Consider the following 23573-nt stretch of genomic DNA (forward strand, 5'->3'; position numbering starts at 1 on the left):
ACGCCCGGCGTATGCGGCCTCGTCGCCTCGCGAGATCGGCGCTGTAGCCGCACTTCCGGCAGTCGGGGCGGTCATATGGGTGAGGACTACGGCCAAGTAGCGACCGAACAAGAGGGCGTTGACTCGTGATCATACTGGCGGTATAAATAGGGTATTTTATGTGACATTGGTCCTTGGCGAAGACATCGACATTTGATGCGAGGATCGATTGCCTGAATTTCTGACTTAATGGAAGGAGGATGCTAAACATAAACCTCCGCACAGTTTTCGTGGGTACAGGATTCTCCGTAGCCGCGGTCCCGGAAGTTGGCGCTCCAGCCGCACCCAGGGGACGGCCGCAAGCGACTGAGTCTTCGTACACACTTACCCCACCCACTCTGAGTGCATCGACTTTTGATCGAACGAGCTCTTTATTCAGCAGGGGAAATTCAAGTACGCGGCTTCGTCTGGCCCCCAAGACGCTCGCCATCGGCGGGTGTGCTACGTTGCCGAACACGCATTGACCACCACTGCGCCAAGCCTGCCGACCGACAGTGAAGGCGGCCCCGCATCCGCCGGCGTAGATGCTCCATTAAAGATTTCCGAGCGGTTGCTGCAGACCATGGAGTTGAGGAATATCGCCGCCAATGATCTGGCCCGTTCGGGGGTACTGAAATTCGACCCGGAGAACTGGATCAGCGCGGGGAAAGGCGTCCGGAAGGCCGCTGATGATCTGGCCGAGGGCGTGGACGCGTTCTGCCGGGCGATAGATGAGCGGCCCTTCGGTCAGGACGATCTAGGCCGGGCGCTGTTCGAGGGCGATCCCGAGGCGGGCATGCCGGGGTTCGCCCGGCAACGTGACGACCTGCTGAAAGACCTGGTCGGAGCGGTGAACCTGCTCCGCGCGATGGCGGCCGGGATGGTCGTCGCCGGTTGCGGGTATGCCGCAACCGAGGACGTGAACGCCGGGATGATTACCCAGGGCAGGTACGCCGAGGCCGGGGAGGCGACCACCGGGATCCCGTACGCGCAGCGGTACCCGAGATGGCTGACGAATCCGGATGCGTACAAGCCCGAGCTGGGCCCAAGCGGTCTGCCGACGACCACACCAGCGCCTGACTCAGTGAGCCAGGCGATCTGGTTCCTCGAATCTGTAGGAGCCGGGTCCGCGTGGCCGGATGGTGATCTCGACGGTGTGGCGCGGCTGCGGGATGCCGCGACGACGGTGGGACGCGTGGTCGCTGACGTCCAAGAGCAGGTCGCCGGGCAGGCCGGGCGGGTGACCGGGGCCGGGTCCGGGCTGGCCACGGCTGTATTCAGACGGACCACGCAGGTGGTGCACGGCGAGAATGGGCAGCTGGCGGACCTGCATCGGCGGTGCGCGCATCTCGCCGACAGCGGCCAGATCGGCTACGACGCGATCGTGGAGGCCAGATGGCGATTCCTGGCATCCGCGGCGTTCGTGGTGACACTGATACTCATTGCAAAGCTACTGGCCCCCCGGCTTGGCCCGCTCCTCGACGCCGTGGTGAAAAGGCTGATCCGAACAGAGGGCCAGGTACTGCGGATCACTTTGCTGATCATCCGTCAGGCGGCGTTGGGCGCGATGTACTCCGGCGGGCTGAGCGCGATTGACCAGTTGTTCGCCACCGGCACCATCGATGTCAGGAAACTGGTTCGGGATATGTTGCACGGAGCGCTCGCCGGCGGGTTGATGGCCGGTGCGCACGGCGCGCTGCCCGCGTTGCTGCGCCGAGGCGGAACCGCGCTCACGGGCCTGGCCGAGGCCATGGAGTCGGCCACATGGGAGCGGGCATTCTCCCGGATCATGGTCGGCGGGGCGGTGAGCTCAACCGTGCTGGCAACCGCGGGATGGGCCAGCGGCGCCGGCTGGGATTGGAAGCACGCCGCTGCGATGGGCTTCGGCATGGCCGCACTCAGCACCGGCGCGGGTATCGCCACTCGGTCCTGGCCTGCCCCACCCTATGCGAGCCTAAGGGGCAGAGAATGGAAGCAGAGCCCGGCCAAGCGATGGCATGACGTCAAGTGGGCCACCGGAATTCTCCTGATCGCTACTCCTGCGAACGCCATCTTCGCGCTCGCAAAGTTTGCCGAGGACGGAAGGAATCCCTTCTTCTTCCAGAAACGGGTCGGCCAGTTCGGCCACGAGTTCGACATGGCCAAGGGCCGTACGATGAAGATAACCGACGGCATGAAAGGCGGTAGTGGCGAACGTACGAGCATTGGTCATGGGTGGGCGCGAACCACTCTCGACGAGAACGTTCAAATGCTCTACAACGTCATCATCAAGGCAAACATGTCGGTCGTAAACGACCGACCGCTATTGACCCCCGACAGACAGAGAACAGTAGCGGCGCTCGGGCCCATCCTGGGACCACGCTGGAACGAAGCGGATCTGGCCGGAAAGCCCGGGTGGCTCGGCGCATTCCCCAACAAGACCGTCGAGCTCAATCTCAAACAGGGAACATTCGCGTACGATCTTCAACGAGGCTTTACGGGCCTCTGGCATGACCAGCACGCGAGCTTGAAATTGGACCGGGAGATCGCCCGGAAATTCCTCTCCACTTACTGGAAGCGCATTCTCTAGGCTCGATCTTCCGTGCGCCCAGCAGAACAGAAGTGAAGCCGTGACGTAGCGGTGAATCTTGTGGTTCGTAAACTCGTCGTCGCTTGCCGGTGGGAGTCGGTCCGGATTCACCGCACTGTCCTTACCCGCCCCCGCTGGCACGGCCCTACCCAATCCTGAACGAGGAAAGTCGTTGGGAAGCGAGCACGCCCGCCACCTGATTGCCGTGTGCATGCGCTTGGGAAGCCACCCCGACCTGGCCAAACTCAGGCTCGCGCACTGGGCGCACATGCTCGGCTTCCGCGGCCACTTCTCCACCGAAAGCCGCCGCTACTCCACCACGCTTGGCGCTCTGGGCGCGGCCCGTGAAGAGCACATGCGCGCCGAAGAGATCACCAGCGGGCGGCTCCCGCTCTTCGAGGAGGACACCGTCCTGGTCATCGCTCACTGGCAGTACGCCGGACAAGGCCGATCGGCCGGTGACGCACTCCTCGCCGCAGCCATTACCGGCACCACTTCGGGAGGCCATCTTTGACCCGACTCCTTCTCACCGTCCCCGAAGCCGCCGAAGCCCTGGCCATCTCACGCAGCAAGCTCTACCAGCTGCTCGCCACCGGCGCAGTGCCCTCACTCCGCATCGACGGCTCTCGCCGCATCGCCGTCACAGCGCTCAGATACGCCCAGCTCCCTGATGCCCAAGCTCATCGAGACCCACAACACCCAGGACCCGAGAGCCCAGCTCCCCCACGCCCGCCTGCACGACCTCCGCCACATCAGTTGCAGGTACTCGACTCATCGCCGTACGAGGAAAGGCCGCCCGACGCACGTGCTCGGTGCGCAACTGTCCCAAGTCCAGCTCGACGCCAGCCGGCGCCCCCCTGCGCTCAAGCTCAGCGATCCGCTCCTCCATGTCTGTGATCACCTGCCGCCCGAAGTCCCACCGTGGTCGCCGCTCTGCGTGTGCTGCGTGAGCAGGGGTGGATCGAGTCCCAGCAGGGCAAGGGTCGTTTTGTGCGTGGGCGGCCGGCGATGGCTTCGGTGGAGCAGAAGCGTCCGGGGCAGGCATACCTGACCAGGCCGGAGACCGAATCGGCGGGCGAGGTCGTCGAGGTGGGCGCGGTGGCCGTGCCGAATCGCCTGGCCGTTCTGCTTGACGTGCAGCCCAAGAGCAAGGTGTTCGTACGGCGACGGCTGATCACCCGCGATAGCGAACCGACGGAGTTGGTGTCGCTCTGGTTGTCTTTGGAACTATCCGAGGGGACCGATCTGATCAGCGGTGAGCTGTTGCGGCAGGGCTTCCGCGAGCACCTCCAAGCGCGCAAGAGCGTGCGCTTCGATCACATCGTGGAGCAGATCACCGCCCGCATGCCCTCGGCCGACGAGGTCAAGCAGCTGAGCATGCCCAAGAACGTCCCGCTCCTGGCGGTCTTCGGCGCGGTCCGTGACGCCTCCGGCCGGCCTCTAGCCGTCGTGAAAGTTCTGCTCCCGGCAGACGTCACGAGCTGGAAGATGCCTACCCGATCGTGTGATCGAGCAAGTGATGGGCAAGTTCCCGGATGTCTCCGTGTGGGAGATGCATGGTTGGCTGAAACCCGTCGGGTAGCGACCATCCCACGTAGATCGAAGTCCCAACAGAGCTGAGCATGGGCACGTCGCCTACCGAGTCGCCGACAGCGGCGACTGCGGAGAGATCCATGTCGAGCTGATTCGCATATTCTGCGAGAAGTAGGGGCTTTGTCGCAGGAAAGACATGATTGAACGTGCCATCGTCAAGCAACTCTGTGGCAATCACATGTCTGATGCCGACACGCTCGGCCAGCACGTTCGCGTGGGACTTGTAAGCCAAAGAGACAATGACGGTCTCGATGTCGTGGGCGTGGAGCAGTTCGATTCCCTCGATCGCCCTGGGCGCGAGCTCAAGTGCATGGAGAGCCTCGGACTGGTCCATCGGGGGCTGATTGTCCAGCAACTCACGGACGCCCCTGCGTGCGGCCACGATCTCAGCAGGCTCGCGCGCCTGCTCCCAGATCGCCATCTGGTCGGCGAACCCGTACCTCTGCGCGAGCACCTCCAGGCAGCTAGGCCCCCTTGTGAGCGTTCCGTCCAGATCGAACGCAACCATTGAAACCTTTGGCACGAAGGGCTCCTTTCGGGCAAAGGCTATCCCCTGATCAATGACTTTCCGTCACTGCGACTAACCCGGTCCGCGCCCTGGTCGAGTGCAGCCAGACCGCGCTCATCCTCACCGACCCCGACGAAGGGAGGACCGCATGCGCACGACCGCGCACTACCCCGAGCCGTCCGCCAGGCCATGCCGATGGCCCGAGACGTGCTCGTAGAGGTCGCCAAGCTCCACGGCGTCTGCATCCGCCCATCCCGCTCAAGCGCCTCGACATCGTCACCGGCAAATCCGAGATCATCGACGTTCCGTGCGGGGCCACGCTCGACAGCAAGTACCCGCCATGCGCCAAGCGCAACAAGCAACTGCGCAAGGCCCAGTGCCGCGAGGGCTGGCACCTCGACGCCGAACCTGCCATCACGCCCGACGAGGCCAACGAGGCCAACGAGGCCAACGAGGCCAACGAGGAACAGCGTTGGCTGGTGGAGTTCCGCGCCGACATCCAAGCCCAGCGGGATGGCGCCGAAAAGGCCGACGACGACACCACCGACCTGGACGCGATCATCACCGGCCTGGACGAGGAGATCAACGCAGCGGGCATGCGCGGCAATGTCCTGGGCCGTACCACCGCCAAGCGCTCCCGCTCCACCAGACGGCGCCAGGACGCGCCCGACCTGCCCAAGCGCAAGATGACCACCACCCTGGGACGCACCTTCCAAGGCACCGACGGCAAGACCTACCGGCCGTCCCTGTTCGTCACGCTCACCTTGCCCTCGTACGGCAAGGTTCGCGACGGCGCACCCACTGATCCCGACGCCTACGCCGCGTCGCAGGCTATGACGTGCAGTACTTCGCCTCAGTGGAGCCTCAGAAGCTGCTCGCCCCGCACCTGCACATGGCCATCCGTGGAACGCCCGGACGCCGACCAGTGCATGCGCTACCTGTCCAAGTACCTCACCAAGTCCATCGGCGACGCCCTCGACGGCGGCCAGGCCCAGCAACAGCACGCCGCCCGCATGCTCGACGCTTTCCGCTACGAACCCTGCTCACCCACCTGCCCGAACTGGCTGCGCTACGGCATCCAGCCCAAGGACGCCAAACCTGGCATGCTCCCGAGCCGCTGCCGGGGCAAGGCCCACAAGCCCGAACACCTCGGCTACGCCGGACGCCGCATCCTCGTCTCCCGCAAGTGGTCCAACAAGACCCTCGCCGAACACAAGCAGGACCGCCGCACCTGGGTCCTGGAAGCCCTCGGCCAGGCAGACGAACCCACCGACCCACAGCGCTACATCTGGCGCCCCGTCCCGGCCGGAGACGCCAACGTGCCACCACTCGCCCTCCGCCTCCTCCGCTCCGTCCACGAACGCCAACGCTGGCGAGCCCACCTCCGTGAATTGGAGGCCAGAGCAACCGGACAAGACCTTTCGGCAACCGAGGACGTGGGGAGGGCCGCATGACCATGAACATCGCCCCGCTTCTCCTCCGACCGGAAGAGGCAGCGGACTATCTCGGGATCGGCCGGACCAAGGTCTACGAGCTGATCCGCTCCGGCGCGCTGCGATCCGTTCGCATCGGGACCCTACGCCGTGTTCCAGCAACCGCACTGACCGAGTTCGTCACCCGGCTTGAACAGGAAGCAGCATGAGCACCAAGAAGCGCGGCCAGAACGAGGATTCGATCTACAAGGATGGCGAACGCTGGCGCGGCGCGGTCTCCCTGGGCTATGGGCCGGACGGCAAGCGTGTCCGCAAGAAGGTCTCCGGCAAGACTCGCGCCGAAGTCGTCGAGAAGGTTCGCAAGCTCAAGGAGACCCTGGCCAAGGGCGCACCCGTCCCGGATGACCGCCTGACGATCGGCGTGTTCCTCGATCGCTGGCTGCTCCACCTGCCCGGCCACATCTCGGATGGGACCTTGGACGATTACGAGGACACGGTGCGACTGCACCTCAAGCCCGGACTCGGTCGCCACAAGCTGACCAAGCTCACCGTTGCCCAGGTCGATGCCCTGTGGCAGGCCAACGCAAGGCCGGCTATAAGGCGAACAGCATCCGCAACATGCGGGCCGTGCTCCGTAAGGCCCTGGGGCAAGCAGAGCGAGAGGGCCTCGTCATGCGCAACGTCGCAGCACTGTCGATGCCTCCGCACGTCCCCGTAGAAGGGGGTCGGACGCTCACAGTGGAAGAGGGCAAAAGGCTGCTCGACGCTGTCGCCGATCACCGCATGGGTGCCCTGGTCCTCCTGGCCCTTGTCTTCGGCCTGCGTCGTGGCGAGGCGCTCGGACTCATGTGGAACGCCTTCGACTCGGAGGCTCGTACCCTCCGAGTCACCCACTCCGTCAAGCGCCTCAAGAACCGCGACCCGAGCGCCGCTACCAAAACGCGCATCGTGATCAGCGAACTCAAGACCAGGCGATCACGCCGTACCCTCTGCCTCACTCCCGAGCTGGTCGAAGTGATCAAGCGCCACAAGGCCGCTCACAACAAGGAACGCCTCAAGGCGGGAGGAGACTGGACGGAGCACGGCCTGATGTTCCCCACAGCTTGCGGCAACCCGTCCGACCCGGATACCTTCTCGCACCGGTTCTCCCGCCTGGCCAAGAAGGCGGGCCTCGGCCATTGGCACCCGCACGAGCTTCGTCACTCCGGCGCATCCCTCATGCTCGCCCAGGGCACCCCGCTCCACGTCATGTCCGAGGTCCTCGGCCACGCCAGCATCGCCGTCACCAAGGACGTCTACGGTCACCTAATCGAAGGCGACCGGCGGGCGGCAACGGAAGCCATCTCCACCGCCCTCCTGGGGAAACAGCCCCCGGTGGCTCCAAGGTGGCTCCCAAGGAACCGAAGACACCGGTTGAAGATCGGAAAGCAGAAGGCCCCTGACGGCGTAACACCCGTTCAGGGGCCTTTTGGTTGCAGAGCCGACGTGGGGAATCGAACCCCAAACCTTCTGTTTACAAGACAGATGCTCTGCCGATTGAGCTACGTCGGCACGGCCTACCAGTGTAGACCTTAGCGACGCCTGTGACGAGCAACCTCGTACAACGCCACCCCAGCCGCCACTCCAGCATTGAGCGACTCGGCAGCCGCCTGCATCGGAATGCGGGTCACCACGTCGCAGTGCTCCCGGACCAGGCGCGAGAGCCCCTTGCCCTCGGAGCCCACGACCACCACCAGCGGCTCGGTCAGCAGGTCGACGTCGCCGATGTCGGTGGCGCCGGCCCCGTCGAGGCCGATCACGAACAGGCCCGCCTCCCGGTATTCGCGGAGGGCGGCCGTCAGGTTGGAAGCGCGGGCGACGCGCAGGTTGGCCAAGGTCCCGGCGGACGTCTTCCAGGCTCCGCCCGTGACGCCGGCCGAGCGGCGGGAGGGGATGAGCAGCCCGTGGGCGCCGAAGGCGGTGGCCGAGCGGGCGATGGCGCCCAGGTTGCGCGGGTCGGTGACCGAGTCGAGGGCCACGATCAGCGGCGTCTCGGCGGCGTCCTGGGCCAGCTCCACCAGCTCCGACGGATGCGCGTAGTCGTAGGCGGGGATCTGCAGTGCGATCCCCTGGTGCACGGCGCCCTCGGTCAGGCGGTCGAGCTTGTCGCGGCTGACCTCCAGCAGGGCGATGCCGCGCTCGGTGGCGACCCTGATGGAGTCGCGTACGCGGTCGTCGCCCTCAAGGCGCTGGGCGATGTAGAGCGCGTTGGCCGGCACCCCCGCCACCAGGGCCTCAAGCACCGGGTTGCGACCGCCGATGTATTCGGGCGCGTCTTCCGAACGCCGCTGCCTGGTGCCCGGAGCGGGACGCCGCGGCTCCCCGCGGTCCTCGCGGGAGATGCGCTCGGTACGTGCCTTGTCCTTGAACCAGTGACGCATTTCGGCAGGCGGAGTCGAACCCCTGCCCTCAAGGCCCCGGCGGCCCTGCCCTCCGGCGCCTTTGGACGGGCCCTTTTTCTTCGCGGGCCTGCCCGAGCCCCTACCGCCTGCTGCCATGTCATCAAGGGTACTCGGACCGCCGCCCAGCTCTTTCCATTGGGGATCTTGACGGCGGTCGCCGCTGCTCTGGGCGGCGACTTGCGGCAGGTTGGACCCCTGCCGACTTGCGGCAATTGGCAGCGTCAAGCCCGGTCCAGCCGGGCGACGGCGTGCGTGACCGCGTCGCCTGGGTATGGCGTGGCCCGGCTCTCCCCGAACAGGTCCCAGTAGAAGTCGTTCATGACCACCGCCACCGGCGCGTACCGGTTGATGATCGTCGCGATCGGCTCCGGCACGCCCTCGGGCCACTCCCCCTCCGCGCACCGCCGGATGTACTCGTTACGCGGAGCGGGACCCCCGACCGGCGGATTGGCCACTCCGCACACGTTGGTGACCAACCAGTTGACCAGGTGCATCACCGTATAACCCTGGTCGTGGCTGCTGTTCCGGATGACGAAGTCGGACTCGCCGGCGGACAACTCGAAGCGCGGCGACGTGGCCAGCCCGAGGTCGGCGAAGTAGAGGCGTTCACCATCGGTGAGGATGTTGCGGAAGTGGGCGTCGAAGTGCAGCAGGCCGTTCGCGTTCATGAAGGCCACATCGGTGCGCAGCCGCCGGTCCACCAGCGCGGCGGCCGAGGTGACGGCCTCGGGTCCGGCGGCGAGCTGCGCGGCCAGCCAGTCGTGCAGGTTGAGCGGGATGTACTCGGCGAACAGCACGATGCTCGCCGACGCGGAGGCGAGCGCGGCCAGCCGTTCGCGTACCGCCGGCGAGCCGCCCCAGTAGGCCACGGTCCGATCGAGGTCCGCGTGCTCCTCGATCACCGGCGCCGCCCCGGGCAGCAGCCGCCAGTGGTACATCAGCGGGAACGCCTCACTGCGCGCTTCGAGCACCCAGTTGGTGGTCATGATGTTCGCCGCGAGCTCGCGCCAGGCGCCGAAACCGGGGCTGCCGACGCCGTACTGGCAGAAGGCGGGCAGGCCGAACACGTTGGCCGTCGATCGCACGTTCGCCGGGCGGCGTTCGAGGTCGGTGAGGGAGATGCGCTTGGCGAAGACGGGCACGCCCTCGACCTCGACCAGCATGGACGAGCCGCCGATGCCGGAGCCGAGGACGCCGGCCGCGTCCACGAGCTCGGCGAGCCGGTGGTCGCTGAGGAGGGACAAGGCGCTGGAGACGGCACCGTATCTCGCTATACGCGCTGGACGTGACACGTCGGGGGGAAGTATCACGAGCAACCGGCTAGTGGCTCAGCTCCCACCGAGCCCCGTGCGGAGTGTCCTCCACCACGATGCCGGCCGCCGTGAGCTGATCCCTGATCGCGTCCGCGGCCGTGTAGTCCTTACGCTCCCGCGCCGCCTTCCGCTGCTCCAGCGCCACCGCCACCAGCGCGTCCACCACCGGGCTCAGATCCGACCCGGCCCCCCGCCACTGCGGCGAGCGGGGGTCGAGGCCGAGCACGTCGAGCATGTTCTGGGTCTCGGCGAGCAGCCGCGCCACCGCCTCCTTGTCGCCCTTCGCGAGCGCCACGTTGCCCTCGCGCACCACCTCGTGCACGACGGCCAGCGCCTGCGGCGTGCCCAGGTCGTCGTCGAGCGCGTCCGCGAACGCCTGCGGCAGCGGCGCGTCGGCGTCCACGTCGTGGATGACCTCGGCGGCCCGGGTCACGAAGCCCTCGATGCGCTGGTAGGCGGCGGCGGCCTCGCGCAGCGCCTCCTCCGAGTAGTCGATCGAGGAGCGGTAGTGCGGGGCGGCCAGGTAGTAGCGCAGCTCCACCGGCCGCACCTTCTGCACCATCTCGGGGATCAGCAGGGAGTTGCCGAGCGACTTGCTCATCTTCTCCGCGCCGATCTTCACCATTCCGTTGTGCATCCAGTTGCGCGCGAAGCCGTCGCCCGCCGCCTGCGACTGGGCGATCTCGTTCTCGTGGTGGGGGAAGATCAGGTCGATCCCGCCGCCGTGGATGTCGAACGCCGGCCCGAGGTACTTCGTCGCCATGGCCGAGCACTCCAGGTGCCAGCCGGGCCGCCCGGGGCCCCAGGGAGTCGGCCAGGTGGGCTCGCCGGGCTTCTCGCCCTTCCACAGGGCGAAGTCGCGGGGATCGTGCTTGCAGGACTCGTCGTCGGTGTCGCCGGCGCCCCGCATGTGCTCCAGCCTCTGGTTGGAGAGCGAGCCGTAGCGGTCGGCGTAGGAGAGCACGTCGAAGTAGACGTCGCCGCCGGAGGCGTAGGCGTGGCCGCGCTCGATCAGCCGCTCCATGAGCGTGATCATCTCCGGCACGTGCCCGGTGGCGCGGGGCTCGACGGTCGGCGGCAGGCAGCCCAGCGTGTCGTACGCCCAGGTGAAGGCGCGCTGGTTGCGCTCGGCCACGACGAACCACGGCACGCCCTCCGCCGCCGCGACTCGAATGATCTTGTCGTCGATGTCGGTGACGTTGCGGCAGAAGGACACGTCATATCCGGAACGTGCCAGCCAGCGGCGGAGCACGTCGAAGTTGACGCCCGAGCGGATGTGCCCGATGTGCGGGGGAGCCTGCACGGTCGCCCCACACAGGTAGATCGACGCCCGGCCGGCTTCGACCGGAACGAATTCACGGATGGCGCGCGTGCTCGTGTCGTAGATGTGCAGGCTCACGAAGGCAAGGCTAACGCCTCAGGCCCGCCATCAGGCCGATAAATCCCGCCGTCGGGCCGACAAATCAGCTCCGCAACACCACCCTGTCCGGCGTGATTCGTACGATAAGCCGCTCCGTGCCCGCCTTCTCCTCCTGCCACGGCTGCCCGCGGTATTTCCGCGACAGCTCGTCGATGAGCGCTCCGGTGGGATCGGGCGTCACGGTCACGCGCCCGCGCACCTCCAGATAGCGGTACGGGTTCGCCGGGTCGATGACGAGCAGGCTGGCCCGCGGGTCACGCTCGAAGTTCCGCGGCTTCCTGCGCCCCTTGGCGGTGGAGAAGAGCACGTCGTCGCCGTCCGTACGCACCCACACCACGCTCGACTGCGGCCCGCCGTCGGGGTTGATACTGGTCACCGTCGCGTAGTTCGGCGCGTCCAGGAGGTCGCGCGCAGCTTCCGACAGCTCAGCCATGTCTCTCCCTAGATCGGTCTTGATCCCCATTCTTCTGTAGGCTCGAAACCGCCATGGACGTGACTCCCCCCTCTATGCTTCGTCGCCTGGGCATCGCCCTGGCCGGCGTCGCGGTCGCCGCCCTCACCGGGGCCGCGTGCGCGCTCACCTTCGATGACCTGCGTGCCCTGGCCATCACCGGCGAGGCCAGGCAGGACCTCGCCTTCCTCTATCCCGCCGCCTTCGACGCGCTGCTGGTGGTCGCGCTGACCGCCGTGCTGTTGTTGCGCCCCGCCAGACCGGTGGTGCGTGTGCAGGCCGCGTTCGTGCTGGTCCTGCTCTTCGTCGCGGCCGCGGCGACGAACGTCGCGACGGCGGTGCGGTTCACCTTCGACGTGCGGCCGACGGCCGTGGGTGTGGCCCTGGCCCCCTGGGTCATGCTGGCCGTGGCCCTGTGGCTCTGGCTGCTGCTGATCAAGCAGGTGCAGGGTCATCGGGGCTCGGCGCGGGCCGGCGGGCCCGCGGCGGAGCCGGACATCGTGCCGTTCCACCGGTCCAGATCGGCTGAGGCGACGCCGCCTCCGCTGGTCACGGAGGCGCCCGCACCCGTGCTGGAGCCCACCCCGCTGGTCGGCCCCACCGCCGCCCCCGAGACCCCGCCGATCTCGGCGCGGGTGACCGAGTGGCCGGTCCTGGACGACGAGGAGCCACTGCCCGTCCCCCGTCCGCGACCGGAACCCCAGCCGGCACCCGACCCCATCCCGCAACCGAGAACCAAGCCGGAGCCAGAGCCGGGACCGGAGCCAGAGCCACAGCCGGAGCCCATCCCCCAGCAAAGGCCCGAGCCCGAACTTCAACACGAGCCCGAACCAGAGCCCGAACCAGAGCCCGAGCCCGAGACGCGCCCCGTCCGCTGGGGTGACCGCGTCAAGCCGACCGACGTTCTCGTCCACCCCCGCCCGGCCAGGAACGACGAGGACGACGAGGACGCCGACACCCAGCCGCACCCGGTCTTCGACGACGAGGCCCCGCAAGCCGGCCCGGGAGAACGCCGCGACGACGAGGACACCGCTCCCCACCCCGTGATCGACGACGGCACCCCGGCGCCCTCAGGCCGCTTGCGCAGCACCCCCCGCCGCCCTGAGGAGCCGGAGAAATGAAAGAACCCGTCCGGGAGGCTAACTCCCGGACGGGTTCATCTATCCGCCGCCTAGACCCTGCGACCACGCCGTAGCCCTGCGACCAGACCGACACCGACGATCGCCAGAACGACCTGCATCACGAGCTCGATCCAGTCGATCCCGGAGGTCGTCTCCACACCGAGCACCTGCGCGAGCAGCGTGCCCACCAGCGCGGCGACGATTCCGACGACGATGGTGAGGATCCACCCGATGGCCTGCTTGCCGGGAAGCAGCAGGCGACCGATTGCGCCAACTACGGCGCCGATCACGATGGCGCCAAGGATGGACTGAATTGTCATGGTACGAAACCTCCCCGCGAGAATGAGCGGTTCACTCTCACGGGGATGCTCGCTACCCGATCTACGGCTTTTATGCGCCTATTTTACGAACGCGCAGTTCAGGTCAGGTCTGCGTGCGCCGCGGACGTCCACCATCGCGTCCCGCGCCCATCCGGGTCACCAGGAGCACGCCGGCGATCGCCAGCACAAGCTGGAGTATGTGCTCGATCCAGTCGATCCCGCGCGTGTCGGCCCACCCGAACGCCTGGGCGATCAACGTGCCGATCAGAGCGGCCACGATGCCCACGATGAGGGTGAGGCCGATGGACATGTTCTGCCGGCCGGGCACCAGCAGCCGGCCGAGCGCACCGACGATGGCGCCGATGACTATCGCGGAAATAATCGCGCCGATCATGTGTAGCTCCCCCCGAGACGTTCACATGTCTTAGGGGCTCACCTACCCGGTGAACAGGCAAACTACCCACATGGGAAGGCGGCGGCCCGTACCGCGCCAGTGACGAACCGCCGCCTCCGCACTCGGCGGGCTCGGCCACGACCCCGCCAGGACACCCTCACGCATCCCAACGTAAAGACGCGCGGCGTTCAGGAAAGGTTGACCACCAGGGCGGTGGCGAACGCCGCGACGCCCTCTCCACGGCCCGTCAGCCCCAGACCGTCGGTCGTGGTGGCACTGACGCTCACCGGAGCCCCCACGGCGGCGCTGAGGGCCTTCTCGGCCTCTTCGCGGCGTGGCGCCAGCTTGGGCCGGTTGCCGATCACCTGGATGGCCACGTTGCCGATCTCGTAGCCCGCGGCGCGCACCTGGCGCGCGGTCTCTTCGAGCAGCACGGCACCGGAGGCGCCCGCCCAGCGCGGGTCCGCGGTGCCGAACAGCCGGCCCAGATCACCCAGGCCGGCCGCGGACAACAACGCGTCGCAGGCCGCGTGCGCGGCCGCGTCGCCGTCGGAGTGACCGGCGAGCCCGGTCTCGCCCGGCCAGTGCAGACCGGCGAGGTTGAGCTCGCGCCCCGAAGCGAACGGGTGGACGTCGACTCCGACGCCCACCCGTGGAAGATTCGTGTTCAGGAGTTGAGAACCTCGTCGAGCAGGGCCTCAGCCTTGTCCTCATTGGTCTTCTCGGCCAGAGCCAACTCGCTGACCAGGATCTGGCGGGCCTTCGCGAGCATGCGCTTCTCGCCCGCGGACAGACCGCGCTCGCGATCCCTCCGCCACAGGTCCCGGACCACCTCGGCGACCTTGTTCACATCGCCGGACGCGAGCTTCTCCAGATTGGCCTTGTAGCGACGAGACCAGTTGGTCGGCTCTTCCGTGTGCGGCATCCGAAGGACATCGAAAACCCGCTCCAGGCCTTCCTGACCGACAACATCGCGCACACCGACGAGTTCTGCGTTTTCTGCTGGCACCTGGACGGTAAGGTCGCCCTTGTCGACCTTGAGCACCAGGTAGGTCTTTTCCTCACCCTTGATGGATCGCTTCGTGATTGCTTCGATCCGAGCAGCCCCATGGTGGGGGTAGACGACAGTGTCGCCGACCTGGAAAGTCATGTGACAAGTACCCCTTCCGCTGTACTCCAGAGTACCACGTATCCACAGCCTCCCGGAACAGTGAAACCCTCATAACTGCAGGTCAAAGCCGCATATTGGGGCTTGACAAGCGCTCAACTCTATGAATCGCATTTCCGGACATAGCGAATGACCTGCAGGGGTGCGGATATGACCATGCATTCGGGTCGATATGGTGGGCGCTGCACTCAGGCGTACCCCATAGGCGCGTGAGTGCCCGCACATCACGCACGCGCGAGACCTGCGCAAGATCAAGGAGTACCCGCCCGTGACCAGCCGTCGCTGGATTGTCGTAGCCGCCGCGTTCTTGGCCGCCCCCGTGCTCACGGGCTGCGGGGCTGGATTCGACGCCACCACCAACAAGCCGTACGCCCCGAACGAGGCGCAAGTGCTGATCGATAACGGCGCTTACGGCACGCGTGGCATTCAGATCCCGCAGGCGTTCATCCTCGGCCCGGATTCCGGCGGCCAGCTCGCCTGGCGCGGCTCCGCCCCGATCTACCTGAACATTCTCAACACCGCCGGCGCTCCCGACACGCTGCAGTCGGTCTCCGCGGGCGCCATGGGCACCGTCAAGGTCACGGCCCCGGTCCAGCTCCCCAGCAACCAGCTCGTGAACACCGGCAAGCCGGCCCCTCAGCTCATGCTGGAGGCGATCCCCAAGAGCCTCAGGGGCGGCGAGAGCGTGAAGTTGGACCTCCAGTTCGCCAATGCCGGTGTCGTGTCCCTGAACGTGCCTGTGGTCACGCGCAGCCGCGACTTCAAGGACTACCCGCCGGCCCCCAACGCCGTGCCCGCCCCCACGCCGTCCCCGTCCGCTTCGCCGTCCGCCGAGCACGCCGAAGAGACTCACTGAGACGACGACGGCCCTTGTTCCGGTACGCCACGCGTACCGGAACAAGGGCTCGTCACCCCTCCACCGCGTCGAACTTGTAGCCCAGGCCGCGCACGGTGAGGATGCAGCGCGGGTTGGACGGGTCGGCCTCGATCTTGGCGCGCAGGCGCTTGACGTGCACGTCCAGGGTCTTGGTGTCGCCCACGTAGTCGGCTCCCCAGACGCGGTCGATGAGCTGTCCCCTGGTGAGCACCCGCCCCGCGTTGCGCAGCAGCACCTCCAGCAGCTCGAACTCCTTCAGCGGCAACTGCACCTGCTCCCCGCGGACGGCCACGACGTGCCTGTCAACGTCCATCCGCACCGGCCCGACGGCCAGCACCGCGGTCTCCAGCTCCTCGGCGACGTCGCCCTGGCGGCGCAGCACCGCGCGGATGCGGGCGACGAGCTCGCGTGAGGAGAACGGCTTCGTGACGTAGTCGTCGGCGCCCAGTTCGAGGCCCACGACCTTGTCGATCTCACTGTCCTTGGCCGTCAGCATGATGACCGGGACCTTGGAGCGCTGCCGCAGCGAGCGGCACACCTCGGTGCCGGGCAGGCCCGGCAACATCAGGTCGAGCAGCACCAGGTCGGCGCCGCTGCGGTCGAAGGTGTCGAGCGCCTCGGGCCCGGTCGACGCGACCGACACCTCGAAGCCCTCCTTGCGCAGCATGTACGACAGGGCGTCGGAGAAGGACTCCTCGTCCTCCACCACGAGTACGCGGGTCATGAGCTCTCCTTCGCCGGCTTCGTGCCCCGCAGGGTGCCGTGTCCAATGGTTGCTTCGCGCCGCTCAGTCACGGGCTGCCTCCAGGGGGATCGGGGGTGGTACCGCCACCGCCGTGCCGCCGAAGGCGGGCAGGCGGAGCGTGAAGGTGGAGCCGGACCCTTCCTTGCTCCAGACGGACACCTCGCCGGCGTGCGCGGCGGCGACGTGCTTGACGATGGCCAGCCCGAGCCCGGTGCCGCCGGTCGCGCGCGACCGGGCCGCGTCGACGCGGAAGAAGCGCTCGAAGATGCGTTCGAGCGCCTCCTCGGGGATGCCGATGCCCTGGTCGCTGACGCTGATCTCGACGGAGTCGCCCGCGGGCCGCACGCTCACCACGACTCTGGTGTGCTCGGGGCTGTAGGCGACGGCGTTGTCGATCAGGTTGCGCAGCGCGGTGAGGAGCAGGTCGTCGTCGCCCCAGATGCGCAGGCCCTCGGTGCCGCCGCTGACGAGGTCGATGTCCTTGGCGGCGGCTTTGGTGTTGCAGTGGTCGATGGCGTCTTGGATGGACTCGTCGATGGAGACTTGTCCAGGGGTGGGGATGGGCTCGGCGCCCTGGATCCTGCTCAGCGTGATCAGGTCCTGGACGAGGTAGTTGAGCCGGGCGGCCTCGTGCTGCATGCGCCCGGCGAAGCGGGTGACGGCCTCGGGGTCGTCGGCGGCGTCCTGGATGGTCTCGGCGAGCAGGCTCACCGCGCCCACCGGGGTCTTCAGCTCGTGGCTGACGTTGGCGACGAAGTCGCGGCGCACGGCCTCGACCCTGCGCCGCTCGGTCTGGTCCTCGGCCAGCACCAGCACCTGGCCGTAGGAGCCCAGCGGGGCCACGCGGACGGCGAAGTTGGTGGTCTCCTGGCCGAACTTGTGCCCCGCGACGTCGATCTCGCTCTCGCGGATCTCTCCGTCGCGGCGCACCTGCCGGGCCAGTGCGAGCAACTCGGCGGCCATCAGCCGGTCGCCCTTGACCAGCCCGAACGCCCGGGCCGCCGAACTGGCGCGCAACACGCGGTCATGCGCGTCGAGCACCACGGCGGACGAGGGCAGCACGGCCAGCACGGAGGCGACGCCCTGGGGGAGCGCCGCTCCTGACTCCACGCCGTCGGCCGTGTCGGTCCGGCTCGGCGCCTCGATCTGGTTGCGATAGAAAAGGACCGCCAGGGCGCCCACGACGAACCCGGCCAGGGCCGCGAAGCTCATGGCCATCTCACTCATGTCCTCGATGGTAGGCGGCGTTCATCAAGGTACAGACCCTCTCATCAGGGGATGAATGGCCCTTTCGTGGAAAGTTCATCTGGCTGTAGGGGTTCGTTCACCGATCGGCACGTACGGTGACGACATGCGCGACGCGTACCATGAAGAACTTGACTCGCTGACCGACAGGCTGGTCGAAATGACCAGGCTGGTCCGCTCAGCCATCTCCCGGGCCACCACGGCCCTCCTCGACGCCGACCTGCAGCTCGCCGAGAGCGTCATCTCCCGCGACGCGGAGGTGAACGCGACGTTCGCCGACATCGAGACGTCGATCTTCGAGCTGATGGCCAGGCAGCAACCGGTCGCGGTGGACCTGCGCTCGGTCATCACGGCGCTGCGTATGGGGACCGACCTGGAGCGGATGGGCGACCTCGCGGTCCATGTCGCCAAGGTCGCCAGGCTCCGCCACCCGGAGTCGGCGATCCCGCCGGAGTTGCGCTCCACCATCCTGGAGATGGGACAGATCGCCGAGATCCTCGTCACCAAGGCCGGCAGCTGCGTGATCTCGCGGGACGTGGAGTCGGCGCTGGAGCTGGAGCAGGACGACGATGCGATGGACAAACTGCATCGGAGGCTGTTCAAGAAGATCCTGGCGAAGGACTGGCAACATGGGGTGGAGCCGGCCATCGACATCACGTTGATCGGCCGTTACTACGAACGGTACGCCGACCATGCGGTCCGCGTGGCCCAGGACGTCGTTTACCTGGTCACGGGAAGCCGTACGGGTTAGGCCCGCCGCGAGGCCGGAAGGGCGGAACGCAGATGGCCGACGAGCAGGGCGAGCCAGGCGAGACGATGACGGGCCGGTGCTGCTCGTGCAAGCGCACGTTCACCTATGACCCGAAACTGGTGGAGACGCTCCTCATCGACCCCGAGACGGGGTTGCCGCCGGGCATGTCGGCCCTAGGAACACTGCGGCCGGCCAGGCCCGAGGCCGTGTCCCGCTCGGCCGACCAGCCGATCTGTCCCGACTGCCTGGAGCGGGCGAGACGGTTCAGCGAGGCCGCCGGCAATCCGCCGTCGGCCTCCTGGGACACCTGGCCCTGAGTCCGCGCGCGGACGGTCAGCGGCCCTGGTTGGCCACGGCCTGGATCGCGGCCTTGGCGGCCTCGGGGTCGAGGTATTCGCCGCCGCGCTGGAGCGGGCGGAAGTCGTCGTCCAGCTCGTAGCGCAGCGGGATCCCCGTCGGGATGTTGAGGCCGGCGATCTGCTCGTCGCCGACGCCGTCGAGGTGCTTGACCAGGGCCCGCAGGGAGTTGCCGTGCGCGGCCACCAGGACCGTGCGGCCGGCCGCCAGGTCGGGCACGATCTCGTCATACCAGTAGGGCAGCATGCGGTCCACGACGTCCTTGAGGCACTCCGTGCGGGGCATCAGCTCGGGGGGCAGCAGGGCGTAGCGCGGATCGCCGGCCTGGGAGTATTCGTCGTCGTCCGCGATCGGGGGCGGCGGCACGTCGTAGGAGCGGCGCCACAACATGAACTGCTCGTCGCCGAACTCCTCGCGCGTCTGCGCCTTGTTCTTGCCCTGCAGCGCGCCGTAGTGGCGCTCGTTGAGCCGCCAGCTCCGCTTCACCGGGATCCAGAGCAGGTCGGCCTCCCCCAGCGCCAGCTGGGCCGTCTGGATGGCCCTGGACAGCAGGCCGGTGTGGACGACGTCGGGCCGGATCCCGGCCTCCACGAGGAGCTTGCCGCCCCGCCGGGCCTCCTCCTCGCCCTTGGCGGACAGGCTCACGTCCACCCAGCCCGTGAACAGGCCCTTCGCGTTCCAATCACTCTCGCCGTGCCGCAACAGCACCAAAGTCGCCATACGGCCAATCCTATGGTTCGCCTGTGGTGCCGGGGTCGGCGAAGCGGGCGAACGCCTGCAAGTTGGCCAGCGACTCGCCGCGCTTGGCCCGCCACTCCCACTCCCGCCTGATCGACGAGGCGAAGCCCAGCTCCAGGGCCCGGTCGAACCAGTCGTCCGCGTACGTCAGCACGCATCCCAGCAGCCGGTCCACCTCCTCCTCCGTGACGGCGGCCAGCGGCACCTTGCCCACCAGGTAGACGTCGCCCACCGGGTCGAGGGAGAAGTGCACGCCGTACGTCGTGCCGTTCTTGCCCAGCAGCCAGCGGTAGAACTCCGCGTGGTTCTCGTCGGGCTGGCGGCAGAAGAAGGCTTCGACGTGCAGCACCCGCTCGCCGACGATGAGCCAGGTCATGGTGGCGAGCTTGTGGTGTCCGGGCAGTTTGATGAGGAACGCTCCGGGCCGCGGCTCGTCGTAGGAGACGTCCGCGGCCTTGAGTGCTGCTTCGACGACATCGCGCATGCCGTCCAGAATAAAAGTACGCGCTAGAAGGTGAGTGCCACGGGCACCTTGTGGAGGTGCGCGACGGCGCCCCCGTACACCTCCATGAGGCGTGCGGCGGTGGCCTGCCAGCCGAAGGCGGCCGCGTGCGCGCGGGCGCCCTCGGCGAGCTGGTCGCGCCAGCGGGGAGCGTCGACGAAGCGGCGCAGCTCGCGCGCCCAGTCCGCCGGATCGTGGCCCGCCACGAGCACGCCCGACACCCCGTCGCGTACGGCGGTGCGCAGGCCGCCCACGGCCGCCGCGGCCACCGGGGTGCCGCAAGCCTGGGACTCCAGGGCCACGAGGCCGAACGACTCGCTGTAGGACGGCACGACCGTCACCGAGGCCGCGCGGTACCAGTCGGCCAGCTCCTCCTGCCGGGCCGGGGGGACCAGCCGGACGATGTCGGAGATGCCCAGCTCGGCGGCCAGTTCCGTGAGGATGGACGGCCGGGCCAGGCCGTTGCCGGAGGGGCCGCCGACGCAGGCCACCACCAGGCGGCCGCGCAGCGACGGGTCGTCGATGAGCATCCTGGAGGCGGCGCGCAGCAGCACGTCGGGGGCCTTGAGCGGCTGGATGCGGCCGACGAAGAGCAGCACGTGCGCGTCCTGGGGCAGGCCGAGACGGTGTCGCGCGGCGCCCTGCGAGGCGGGCTGGAAGACGGTCAGGTTGACGCCCGGGTTCACGACGGCCACGCGCTGTTCGGGGGCGCCGTACAGGTCCATGAGCTCGCGGGCCTCGTCCACCGTGTTGGCCACGAGGCGGTCGGCGACGTCGACGACCTGCTGCTCCCCGAACACCCGCGCCGGGGGCTCCGGCTTGTCGCCGTCGGCGAGCAGGAGGTTCTTGACCTTGGCCATGGTGTGCATGGTGTGCACCAGGGGCACGCCCCACCGTTCCTTGGCCAGCCAGCCGACCTGGCCGGACAGCCAGTAGTGGGAGTGGATGACGTCGTAGCGGCCGGGCTCGTACATGGCCTCGGTGCGCAGCACCTCGGACAGGAACGCGCAGAGCTGGCCGGGCAGGTCGGCCCGGTCCATCTCCTCGTACGGCCCGGCGGTCAGGTGGCGCACGAGGACGCCCGGGGCCAGTTCGGCCACGGGCGGCAGGTCACGGGCCGTGGCCCGGGTGAGGATCTCCACCTCCACGCCCAGCCTGGCCAGGCGTTTGGCGGACTCGACGATGTACACGTTCATGCCGCCGGCGTCGCCCGTGCCGGGCTGGTCCAGCGGCGATGTGTGCATGCTGATCGTCGCGACCCGGCTGACCCGTCGTCGCCTCACTCGACACCACCTCCAAGCGGGATACAACAGTCCAGATTTTTGCGACATTCCCGACATCGGGTCACAGTGGGGTGCGACAGGCGTTCCTCCGGCGTGTCCTGGCAGGATGGGGCTCATGCGGAGAACGGCTGTGGTGACCGGGGCGAGCAGCGGCATCGGGGAGGCGACCGCCCGGCGGCTCGCCGCCGAGGGTTACGAGGTGGTCGCGGGGGCCCGGCGCCGTGCCCGGCTGGACAAGCTGGCCGTGGACGTCCCCTCGATCAGGCCGGTGACGTTGGATGTGACCTCACAGGAGTCCGTCGACGCGCTGGCGGCGTCGCTGGAGCGCTGCGACGTCCTGATCAACAACGCCGGTGGCGCTCTCGGTCTCGAATCGGTGGCGGACGGGCGGCTGGATGACTGGCAGCGGATGTACGACACGAATGTGCTCGGCTCCCTCCGCATGACCCAGGCGCTGATCCCCAAACTGATCGCGTCGGGCGACGGCGTGCTGGTGACGGTGACCTCGACGGCGGGGCTGGTGTCCTACGAGGGCGGCGGCGGCTACTGCGCGGCCAAGCACGCTCAGACCTCCATGGTCGAGACGCTCCGCCTGGAGTTGGTCGGGCAGCCGGTGCGGGTGATCGAGATCGCGCCGGGCATGGTGCAGAGCGAGGGCTTCGCCGTCAACCGGTTCAGGGGCGACGAGGCGGCCGCCGCGCGCGTCTACGAGGGCGTGCCCGGCCCGCTGAGCTCCGACGACGTGGCCGACGCCATCGCCTGGTGCGTCACCAGGCCCTCCCACGTCAACGTGGACCGGCTGGTCATCCGCCCCCGGGCCCAGGCCGCGCAGCACCGGGTGCACCGCGTCAGTGACTAGGCCGGTCGGCTCGATCACCCGCGGGACGACCGGGCACAACCGGCTGCGCCGCTGTGACCGGTGGATCGCCGCGGTACACGGGCCGATGTTGCGGGCGGCCGGGCGGCCGCTCGTGGTGGATCTGGGGTATGGCGCCTCGCACACCACGACGCTGGAGTTGTTCACCCGGTTGCGCCGGGTGGCGCCCGGGGTCGAGGTGGTGGGCGTCGAGATCGATCCGGCGCGGGTGGCGGTGGCGGCGCCGTACGAGCGGGAGGGGCTGAGCTTCCGCCTCGGCGGCTTCGAGCTGCCGGTCCCGCGCCCGCCCGCGCTGGTGCGGGCCTTCAACGTGTTGCGGCAGTACGCCGAGGCCGAGGCGTGGCGCTACTGGGACGTGCTCTGCGGCAAGCTGGCCCCCGGCGGCGTCCTGGTCGAGGGCACCTCGTCCGAGAACGGGCGGCGGGCGGTCTGGGTGGGCCTGGCGCCCGATGGGCCCAGGACCATCACCTTCTCCGCGCGTTTCGACGCCTTCGAGCGGCCTTCCGACCTGGCCGACCGGCTGCCGAAGACGCTCATTCACCGGAACGTGCCGGGTGAGCGCATTCATGCGTTCCTGCGCGACTTCGACCACGCCTGGGCGGTCAGCGCGCCGTTCGGGGCCCACGGGGTGCGGCAGCGCTGGCTGGCCGCCGTGCGCGCGCTGTCAGGGTCGTGGCCCGTGCCCGCGCGGCCGCCGCTCGGCGGGCCGGCGCGGTGGCGGCTGGGCGAGCTGACGCTGCCGTGGTCGGCGGTCGGCCCTTCCTGAGCGGTCGCAAAGCGACGGGACGGCGCTGTTCGACCAGGACGCCACGTTCTGCGCCCTGACGTGGCACAGAGGCGCGCGCCCCGGGCGTCATTGGGGACCCCACAGGCGCGCCTCGAACGTGGTGTGGGCGGCGCCGTCGAACAACACGAACCTGACGTCGGCCACGCCCGTGTCCACCTGCCGCACCGCCGCCAGGGCGATCCGCGCGGCGTCGTCCATCGGCCAGCCGAAGATGCCGGTCGAGATCGCGGGAAAGGCCACCGACGCCGCGCCCAGCGAGTCGGCCACCCGCAGCGCCTCCCGGTAGCAGGAGGCCAGCAGCTCGGAGCGGTCCTCCGAGCGCGAGTAGACCGGCCCGACGGTGTGGATCACCCACCGCGCGCCCAGCCTCCCGGCCGTGGTGGCCACCGCCTGACCGGTCGGCAGCCCCTTGCCGTAATGGGAGGCCCGCAACTTACGGCATTCGTCCAGGATCTCGGGGCCACCGCGGCGGTGGATCGCGCCGTCCACACCGCCGCCGCCCATGAGGGAGGAGTTGGCGGCGTTGACGATGGCGTCCGCCCGCTGCTCGGTGATGTCGCCTCGCACCAGCGTGATGTCCATCTCACCGAGGGTGGCAGTGGCGGCGGGTCCTAGGCAAACATCCCCGTGGAAACCGGGTGCGGCGCCGCCGGCACGGCCGG

27 protein-coding genes, 1 tRNA gene and 3 pseudogenes are annotated in these 23573 nt (G+C 68.3%); 14 read left to right on the forward strand and 17 right to left on the reverse strand.

Features of this window, described 5'->3' with window-relative positions:
• The first annotated feature begins 499 nt into the window (after window positions 1–499).
• The 3 genes and pseudogenes from ACWD0F_RS31375 to ACWD0F_RS31385 form a co-directional block, all read left to right on the forward strand.
• Window positions 500–2587 (forward strand): sugar transferase, encoded by a 2088-nt coding sequence (locus ACWD0F_RS31375; RefSeq protein WP_449881691.1) that lies wholly within the window; start codon window positions 500–502, stop codon window positions 2585–2587.
• Between the two features lie 172 nt (window positions 2588–2759).
• On the forward strand, window positions 2760–3101 hold the full coding sequence (locus tag ACWD0F_RS31380) for a replication initiator (RefSeq protein WP_449881694.1): 342 nt from the start codon (window positions 2760–2762) through the stop codon (window positions 3099–3101).
• Window positions 3098–3226: pseudogene (locus ACWD0F_RS31385) on the forward strand (helix-turn-helix domain-containing protein); the annotation flags it as partial. The gene ACWD0F_RS31380 and the pseudogene ACWD0F_RS31385, both read left to right, overlap by 4 nt.
• Before the next feature lie 10 nt (window positions 3227–3236).
• Here the strand turns inward: ACWD0F_RS31385 and ACWD0F_RS31390 are convergent.
• Window positions 3237–3632, reverse strand: a complete 396-nt coding sequence (locus tag ACWD0F_RS31390; protein WP_449881947.1) for a DUF5984 family protein — start codon at window positions 3630–3632, stop codon at window positions 3237–3239.
• Here ACWD0F_RS31390 and ACWD0F_RS31395 point away from each other — a divergent pair.
• A pseudogene (locus tag ACWD0F_RS31395) lies at window positions 3596–4048 on the forward strand (UTRA domain-containing protein); the annotation flags it as partial. The gene ACWD0F_RS31390 and the pseudogene ACWD0F_RS31395 overlap by 37 nt on opposite strands.
• A 31-nt stretch (window positions 4049–4079) precedes the next feature.
• On the opposite strand, the gene ACWD0F_RS31400 reads toward ACWD0F_RS31395, so the two are convergent.
• Window positions 4080–4703, reverse strand: coding sequence for an HAD family hydrolase (locus ACWD0F_RS31400; RefSeq protein ID WP_449881697.1), 624 nt, complete (start codon window positions 4701–4703; stop codon window positions 4080–4082).
• A 281-nt stretch (window positions 4704–4984) separates the two neighbouring features.
• Between ACWD0F_RS31400 and ACWD0F_RS31405 the strand changes: the two genes are divergently transcribed.
• The 4 genes and pseudogenes from ACWD0F_RS31405 to ACWD0F_RS31420 form a co-directional block, all read left to right on the forward strand.
• On the forward strand, window positions 4985–6142 hold the full coding sequence (locus ACWD0F_RS31405; RefSeq protein WP_449881949.1) for a replication initiator: 1158 nt from the start codon (window positions 4985–4987) through the stop codon (window positions 6140–6142).
• Window positions 6139–6330 (forward strand): excisionase family DNA-binding protein, encoded by a 192-nt coding sequence (locus tag ACWD0F_RS31410; RefSeq protein ID WP_449881700.1) that lies wholly within the window; start codon window positions 6139–6141, stop codon window positions 6328–6330. The genes ACWD0F_RS31405 and ACWD0F_RS31410 overlap by 4 nt, the downstream gene beginning before the upstream one ends.
• Complete coding sequence (locus ACWD0F_RS31415) at window positions 6327–6839, forward strand: tyrosine-type recombinase/integrase (protein ID WP_449881702.1); 513 nt, start codon at window positions 6327–6329, stop codon at window positions 6837–6839. Before ACWD0F_RS31410 ends, ACWD0F_RS31415 begins: the two co-directional genes overlap by 4 nt.
• Window positions 6818–7417, forward strand: a pseudogene (locus ACWD0F_RS31420) (site-specific integrase); the annotation flags it as partial. The gene ACWD0F_RS31415 and the pseudogene ACWD0F_RS31420, both read left to right, overlap by 22 nt.
• A 182-nt stretch (window positions 7418–7599) precedes the next feature.
• Here the strand turns inward: ACWD0F_RS31420 and ACWD0F_RS31425 are convergent.
• The 5 genes from ACWD0F_RS31425 to ACWD0F_RS31445 form a co-directional block, all read right to left on the reverse strand.
• Window positions 7600–7672, reverse strand: a tRNA-Thr gene (locus tag ACWD0F_RS31425).
• A 20-nt stretch (window positions 7673–7692) separates the two neighbouring features.
• On the reverse strand, window positions 7693–8658 hold the full coding sequence (rlmB, locus tag ACWD0F_RS31430; protein WP_449881705.1) for a 23S rRNA (guanosine(2251)-2'-O)-methyltransferase RlmB: 966 nt from the start codon (window positions 8656–8658) through the stop codon (window positions 7693–7695).
• 125 nt (window positions 8659–8783) lie between these two features.
• Window positions 8784–9806 carry a serine/threonine protein phosphatase gene (locus tag ACWD0F_RS31435; RefSeq protein ID WP_449881708.1) on the reverse strand — a complete coding sequence of 341 codons (1023 nt, stop codon included), beginning with the start codon at window positions 9804–9806 and terminating at the stop codon, window positions 8784–8786.
• A 76-nt stretch (window positions 9807–9882) separates the two neighbouring features.
• Entirely contained in the window at window positions 9883–11274 is a 1392-nt protein-coding gene (gene cysS / locus ACWD0F_RS31440) for a cysteine--tRNA ligase (protein WP_449881710.1), read from the reverse strand.
• A gap of 64 nt (window positions 11275–11338) precedes the next feature.
• Window positions 11339–11728 (reverse strand): PPOX class F420-dependent oxidoreductase, encoded by a 390-nt coding sequence (locus tag ACWD0F_RS31445; RefSeq protein ID WP_449881713.1) that lies wholly within the window; start codon window positions 11726–11728, stop codon window positions 11339–11341.
• Window positions 11729–11802: 74 nt separating this feature from the next.
• Here ACWD0F_RS31445 and ACWD0F_RS31450 point away from each other — a divergent pair, with 74 nt between their 5' ends.
• Window positions 11803–12867: a DUF2637 domain-containing protein gene (locus tag ACWD0F_RS31450; protein WP_449881716.1), complete on the forward strand. Its 1065-nt coding sequence runs from the start codon at window positions 11803–11805 to the stop codon at window positions 12865–12867.
• A 50-nt stretch (window positions 12868–12917) separates the two neighbouring features.
• Here ACWD0F_RS31450 and ACWD0F_RS31455 read toward each other — a convergent pair whose 3' ends face one another.
• From ACWD0F_RS31455 to ACWD0F_RS31470, 4 genes are all read right to left on the reverse strand, one after another.
• Window positions 12918–13187, reverse strand: coding sequence for a GlsB/YeaQ/YmgE family stress response membrane protein (locus ACWD0F_RS31455; protein WP_449881719.1), 270 nt, complete (start codon window positions 13185–13187; stop codon window positions 12918–12920).
• 103 nt (window positions 13188–13290) lie between these two features.
• On the reverse strand, window positions 13291–13581 hold the full coding sequence (locus ACWD0F_RS31460; RefSeq protein WP_449881721.1) for a GlsB/YeaQ/YmgE family stress response membrane protein: 291 nt from the start codon (window positions 13579–13581) through the stop codon (window positions 13291–13293).
• Window positions 13582–13769: 188 nt separating this feature from the next.
• Window positions 13770–14231: a 2-C-methyl-D-erythritol 2,4-cyclodiphosphate synthase gene (gene ispF, locus ACWD0F_RS31465; protein ID WP_449881723.1), complete on the reverse strand. Its 462-nt coding sequence runs from the start codon at window positions 14229–14231 to the stop codon at window positions 13770–13772.
• A gap of 17 nt (window positions 14232–14248) precedes the next feature.
• Complete coding sequence (locus ACWD0F_RS31470; RefSeq protein ID WP_043624891.1) at window positions 14249–14731, reverse strand: CarD family transcriptional regulator; 483 nt, start codon at window positions 14729–14731, stop codon at window positions 14249–14251.
• Window positions 14732–15017: 286 nt separating this feature from the next.
• Here ACWD0F_RS31470 and ACWD0F_RS31475 point away from each other — a divergent pair, with 286 nt between their 5' ends.
• A complete protein-coding gene (locus ACWD0F_RS31475) occupies window positions 15018–15605 on the forward strand; it encodes a copper chaperone PCu(A)C (protein WP_449881726.1) in 588 nt (195 codons plus the stop codon).
• Between the two features lie 52 nt (window positions 15606–15657).
• Here the strand turns inward: ACWD0F_RS31475 and ACWD0F_RS31480 are convergent, their stop codons facing one another.
• Together ACWD0F_RS31480 and ACWD0F_RS31485 are read right to left on the reverse strand one after the other, a co-directional pair.
• Window positions 15658–16350 carry a winged helix-turn-helix domain-containing protein gene (locus ACWD0F_RS31480; RefSeq protein WP_449881728.1) on the reverse strand — a complete coding sequence of 231 codons (693 nt, stop codon included), beginning with the start codon at window positions 16348–16350 and terminating at the stop codon, window positions 15658–15660.
• A gap of 63 nt (window positions 16351–16413) precedes the next feature.
• Window positions 16414–17589 carry a sensor histidine kinase gene (locus ACWD0F_RS31485; protein WP_449881951.1) on the reverse strand — a complete coding sequence of 392 codons (1176 nt, stop codon included), beginning with the start codon at window positions 17587–17589 and terminating at the stop codon, window positions 16414–16416.
• 133 nt (window positions 17590–17722) lie between these two features.
• Between ACWD0F_RS31485 and phoU the strand changes: the two genes are divergently transcribed.
• Both phoU and ACWD0F_RS31495 read left to right on the forward strand, forming a co-directional pair.
• A complete protein-coding gene (gene phoU / locus ACWD0F_RS31490; protein ID WP_449881731.1) occupies window positions 17723–18367 on the forward strand; it encodes a phosphate signaling complex protein PhoU in 645 nt (214 codons plus the stop codon).
• A 32-nt stretch (window positions 18368–18399) separates the two neighbouring features.
• On the forward strand, window positions 18400–18684 hold the full coding sequence (locus tag ACWD0F_RS31495; RefSeq protein WP_449881733.1) for a hypothetical protein: 285 nt from the start codon (window positions 18400–18402) through the stop codon (window positions 18682–18684).
• A gap of 16 nt (window positions 18685–18700) precedes the next feature.
• Here ACWD0F_RS31495 and ACWD0F_RS31500 read toward each other — a convergent pair whose 3' ends face one another.
• The 3 genes from ACWD0F_RS31500 to mshA are packed head-to-tail and all read right to left on the reverse strand — an operon-like array spanning window position 18701 to window position 21247.
• Window positions 18701–19444, reverse strand: a complete 744-nt coding sequence (locus tag ACWD0F_RS31500; protein ID WP_449881736.1) for a phosphoglyceromutase — start codon at window positions 19442–19444, stop codon at window positions 18701–18703.
• A gap of 10 nt (window positions 19445–19454) precedes the next feature.
• The gene (locus tag ACWD0F_RS31505; RefSeq protein WP_449881739.1) at window positions 19455–19946 is read right to left on the reverse strand and encodes a YbjN domain-containing protein; all 492 of its coding nucleotides are present in this window, start codon (window positions 19944–19946) and stop codon (window positions 19455–19457) included.
• 23 nt (window positions 19947–19969) lie between these two features.
• Entirely contained in the window at window positions 19970–21247 is a 1278-nt protein-coding gene (gene mshA / locus ACWD0F_RS31510; RefSeq protein WP_449881742.1) for a D-inositol-3-phosphate glycosyltransferase, read from the reverse strand.
• Window positions 21248–21362: 115 nt separating this feature from the next.
• Here mshA and ACWD0F_RS31515 point away from each other — a divergent pair, with 115 nt between their 5' ends.
• Together ACWD0F_RS31515 and ACWD0F_RS31520 are read left to right on the forward strand one after the other, a co-directional pair.
• Window positions 21363–22106 (forward strand): SDR family NAD(P)-dependent oxidoreductase, encoded by a 744-nt coding sequence (locus ACWD0F_RS31515; protein ID WP_449881745.1) that lies wholly within the window; start codon window positions 21363–21365, stop codon window positions 22104–22106.
• On the forward strand, window positions 22099–22890 hold the full coding sequence (locus ACWD0F_RS31520; RefSeq protein WP_449881748.1) for a class I SAM-dependent methyltransferase: 792 nt from the start codon (window positions 22099–22101) through the stop codon (window positions 22888–22890). The genes ACWD0F_RS31515 and ACWD0F_RS31520 overlap by 8 nt, the downstream gene beginning before the upstream one ends.
• 87 nt (window positions 22891–22977) lie before the next feature.
• Here the strand turns inward: ACWD0F_RS31520 and ACWD0F_RS31525 are convergent, their stop codons facing one another.
• The gene (locus tag ACWD0F_RS31525; RefSeq protein WP_449881751.1) at window positions 22978–23493 is read right to left on the reverse strand and encodes an O-acetyl-ADP-ribose deacetylase; all 516 of its coding nucleotides are present in this window, start codon (window positions 23491–23493) and stop codon (window positions 22978–22980) included.
• Between the last annotated feature and the right edge of the window lie 80 nt (window positions 23494–23573).

The sequence above is a fragment of the Nonomuraea sp. NPDC002799 genome, assembly GCF_053592075.1.

Coding starts and splice junctions, on each gene's coding strand:
- ACWD0F_RS31390 (WP_449881947.1), bottom strand. CDS start 3,632: ATGCCTGCCCCGGACGCTTCTGCTCCACCGAAGCCATCGCCGGCCGCC.
- ACWD0F_RS31410 (WP_449881700.1), top strand. CDS start 6,139: ATGACCATGAACATCGCCCCGCTTCTCCTCCGACCGGAAGAGGCAGCG.
- ACWD0F_RS31415 (WP_449881702.1), top strand. CDS start 6,327: ATGAGCACCAAGAAGCGCGGCCAGAACGAGGATTCGATCTACAAGGAT.
- rlmB (WP_449881705.1), bottom strand. CDS start 8,658: ATGGCAGCAGGCGGTAGGGGCTCGGGCAGGCCCGCGAAGAAAAAGGGC.
- ACWD0F_RS31445 (WP_449881713.1), bottom strand. CDS start 11,728: ATGGCTGAGCTGTCGGAAGCTGCGCGCGACCTCCTGGACGCGCCGAAC.
- ACWD0F_RS31450 (WP_449881716.1), top strand. CDS start 11,803: ATGCTTCGTCGCCTGGGCATCGCCCTGGCCGGCGTCGCGGTCGCCGCC.
- ACWD0F_RS31455 (WP_449881719.1), bottom strand. CDS start 13,187: ATGACAATTCAGTCCATCCTTGGCGCCATCGTGATCGGCGCCGTAGTT.
- ACWD0F_RS31460 (WP_449881721.1), bottom strand. CDS start 13,581: ATGATCGGCGCGATTATTTCCGCGATAGTCATCGGCGCCATCGTCGGT.
- ACWD0F_RS31470 (WP_043624891.1), bottom strand. CDS start 14,731: ATGACTTTCCAGGTCGGCGACACTGTCGTCTACCCCCACCATGGGGCT.
- ACWD0F_RS31480 (WP_449881728.1), bottom strand. CDS start 16,350: ATGACCCGCGTACTCGTGGTGGAGGACGAGGAGTCCTTCTCCGACGCC.
- ACWD0F_RS31485 (WP_449881951.1), bottom strand. CDS start 17,589: ATGGCCATGAGCTTCGCGGCCCTGGCCGGGTTCGTCGTGGGCGCCCTG.
- phoU (WP_449881731.1), top strand. CDS start 17,723: ATGCGCGACGCGTACCATGAAGAACTTGACTCGCTGACCGACAGGCTG.
- ACWD0F_RS31495 (WP_449881733.1), top strand. CDS start 18,400: ATGGCCGACGAGCAGGGCGAGCCAGGCGAGACGATGACGGGCCGGTGC.
- ACWD0F_RS31500 (WP_449881736.1), bottom strand. CDS start 19,444: ATGGCGACTTTGGTGCTGTTGCGGCACGGCGAGAGTGATTGGAACGCG.
- ACWD0F_RS31505 (WP_449881739.1), bottom strand. CDS start 19,946: ATGCGCGATGTCGTCGAAGCAGCACTCAAGGCCGCGGACGTCTCCTAC.
- ACWD0F_RS31515 (WP_449881745.1), top strand. CDS start 21,363: ATGCGGAGAACGGCTGTGGTGACCGGGGCGAGCAGCGGCATCGGGGAG.
- ACWD0F_RS31525 (WP_449881751.1), bottom strand. CDS start 23,493: ATGGACATCACGCTGGTGCGAGGCGACATCACCGAGCAGCGGGCGGAC.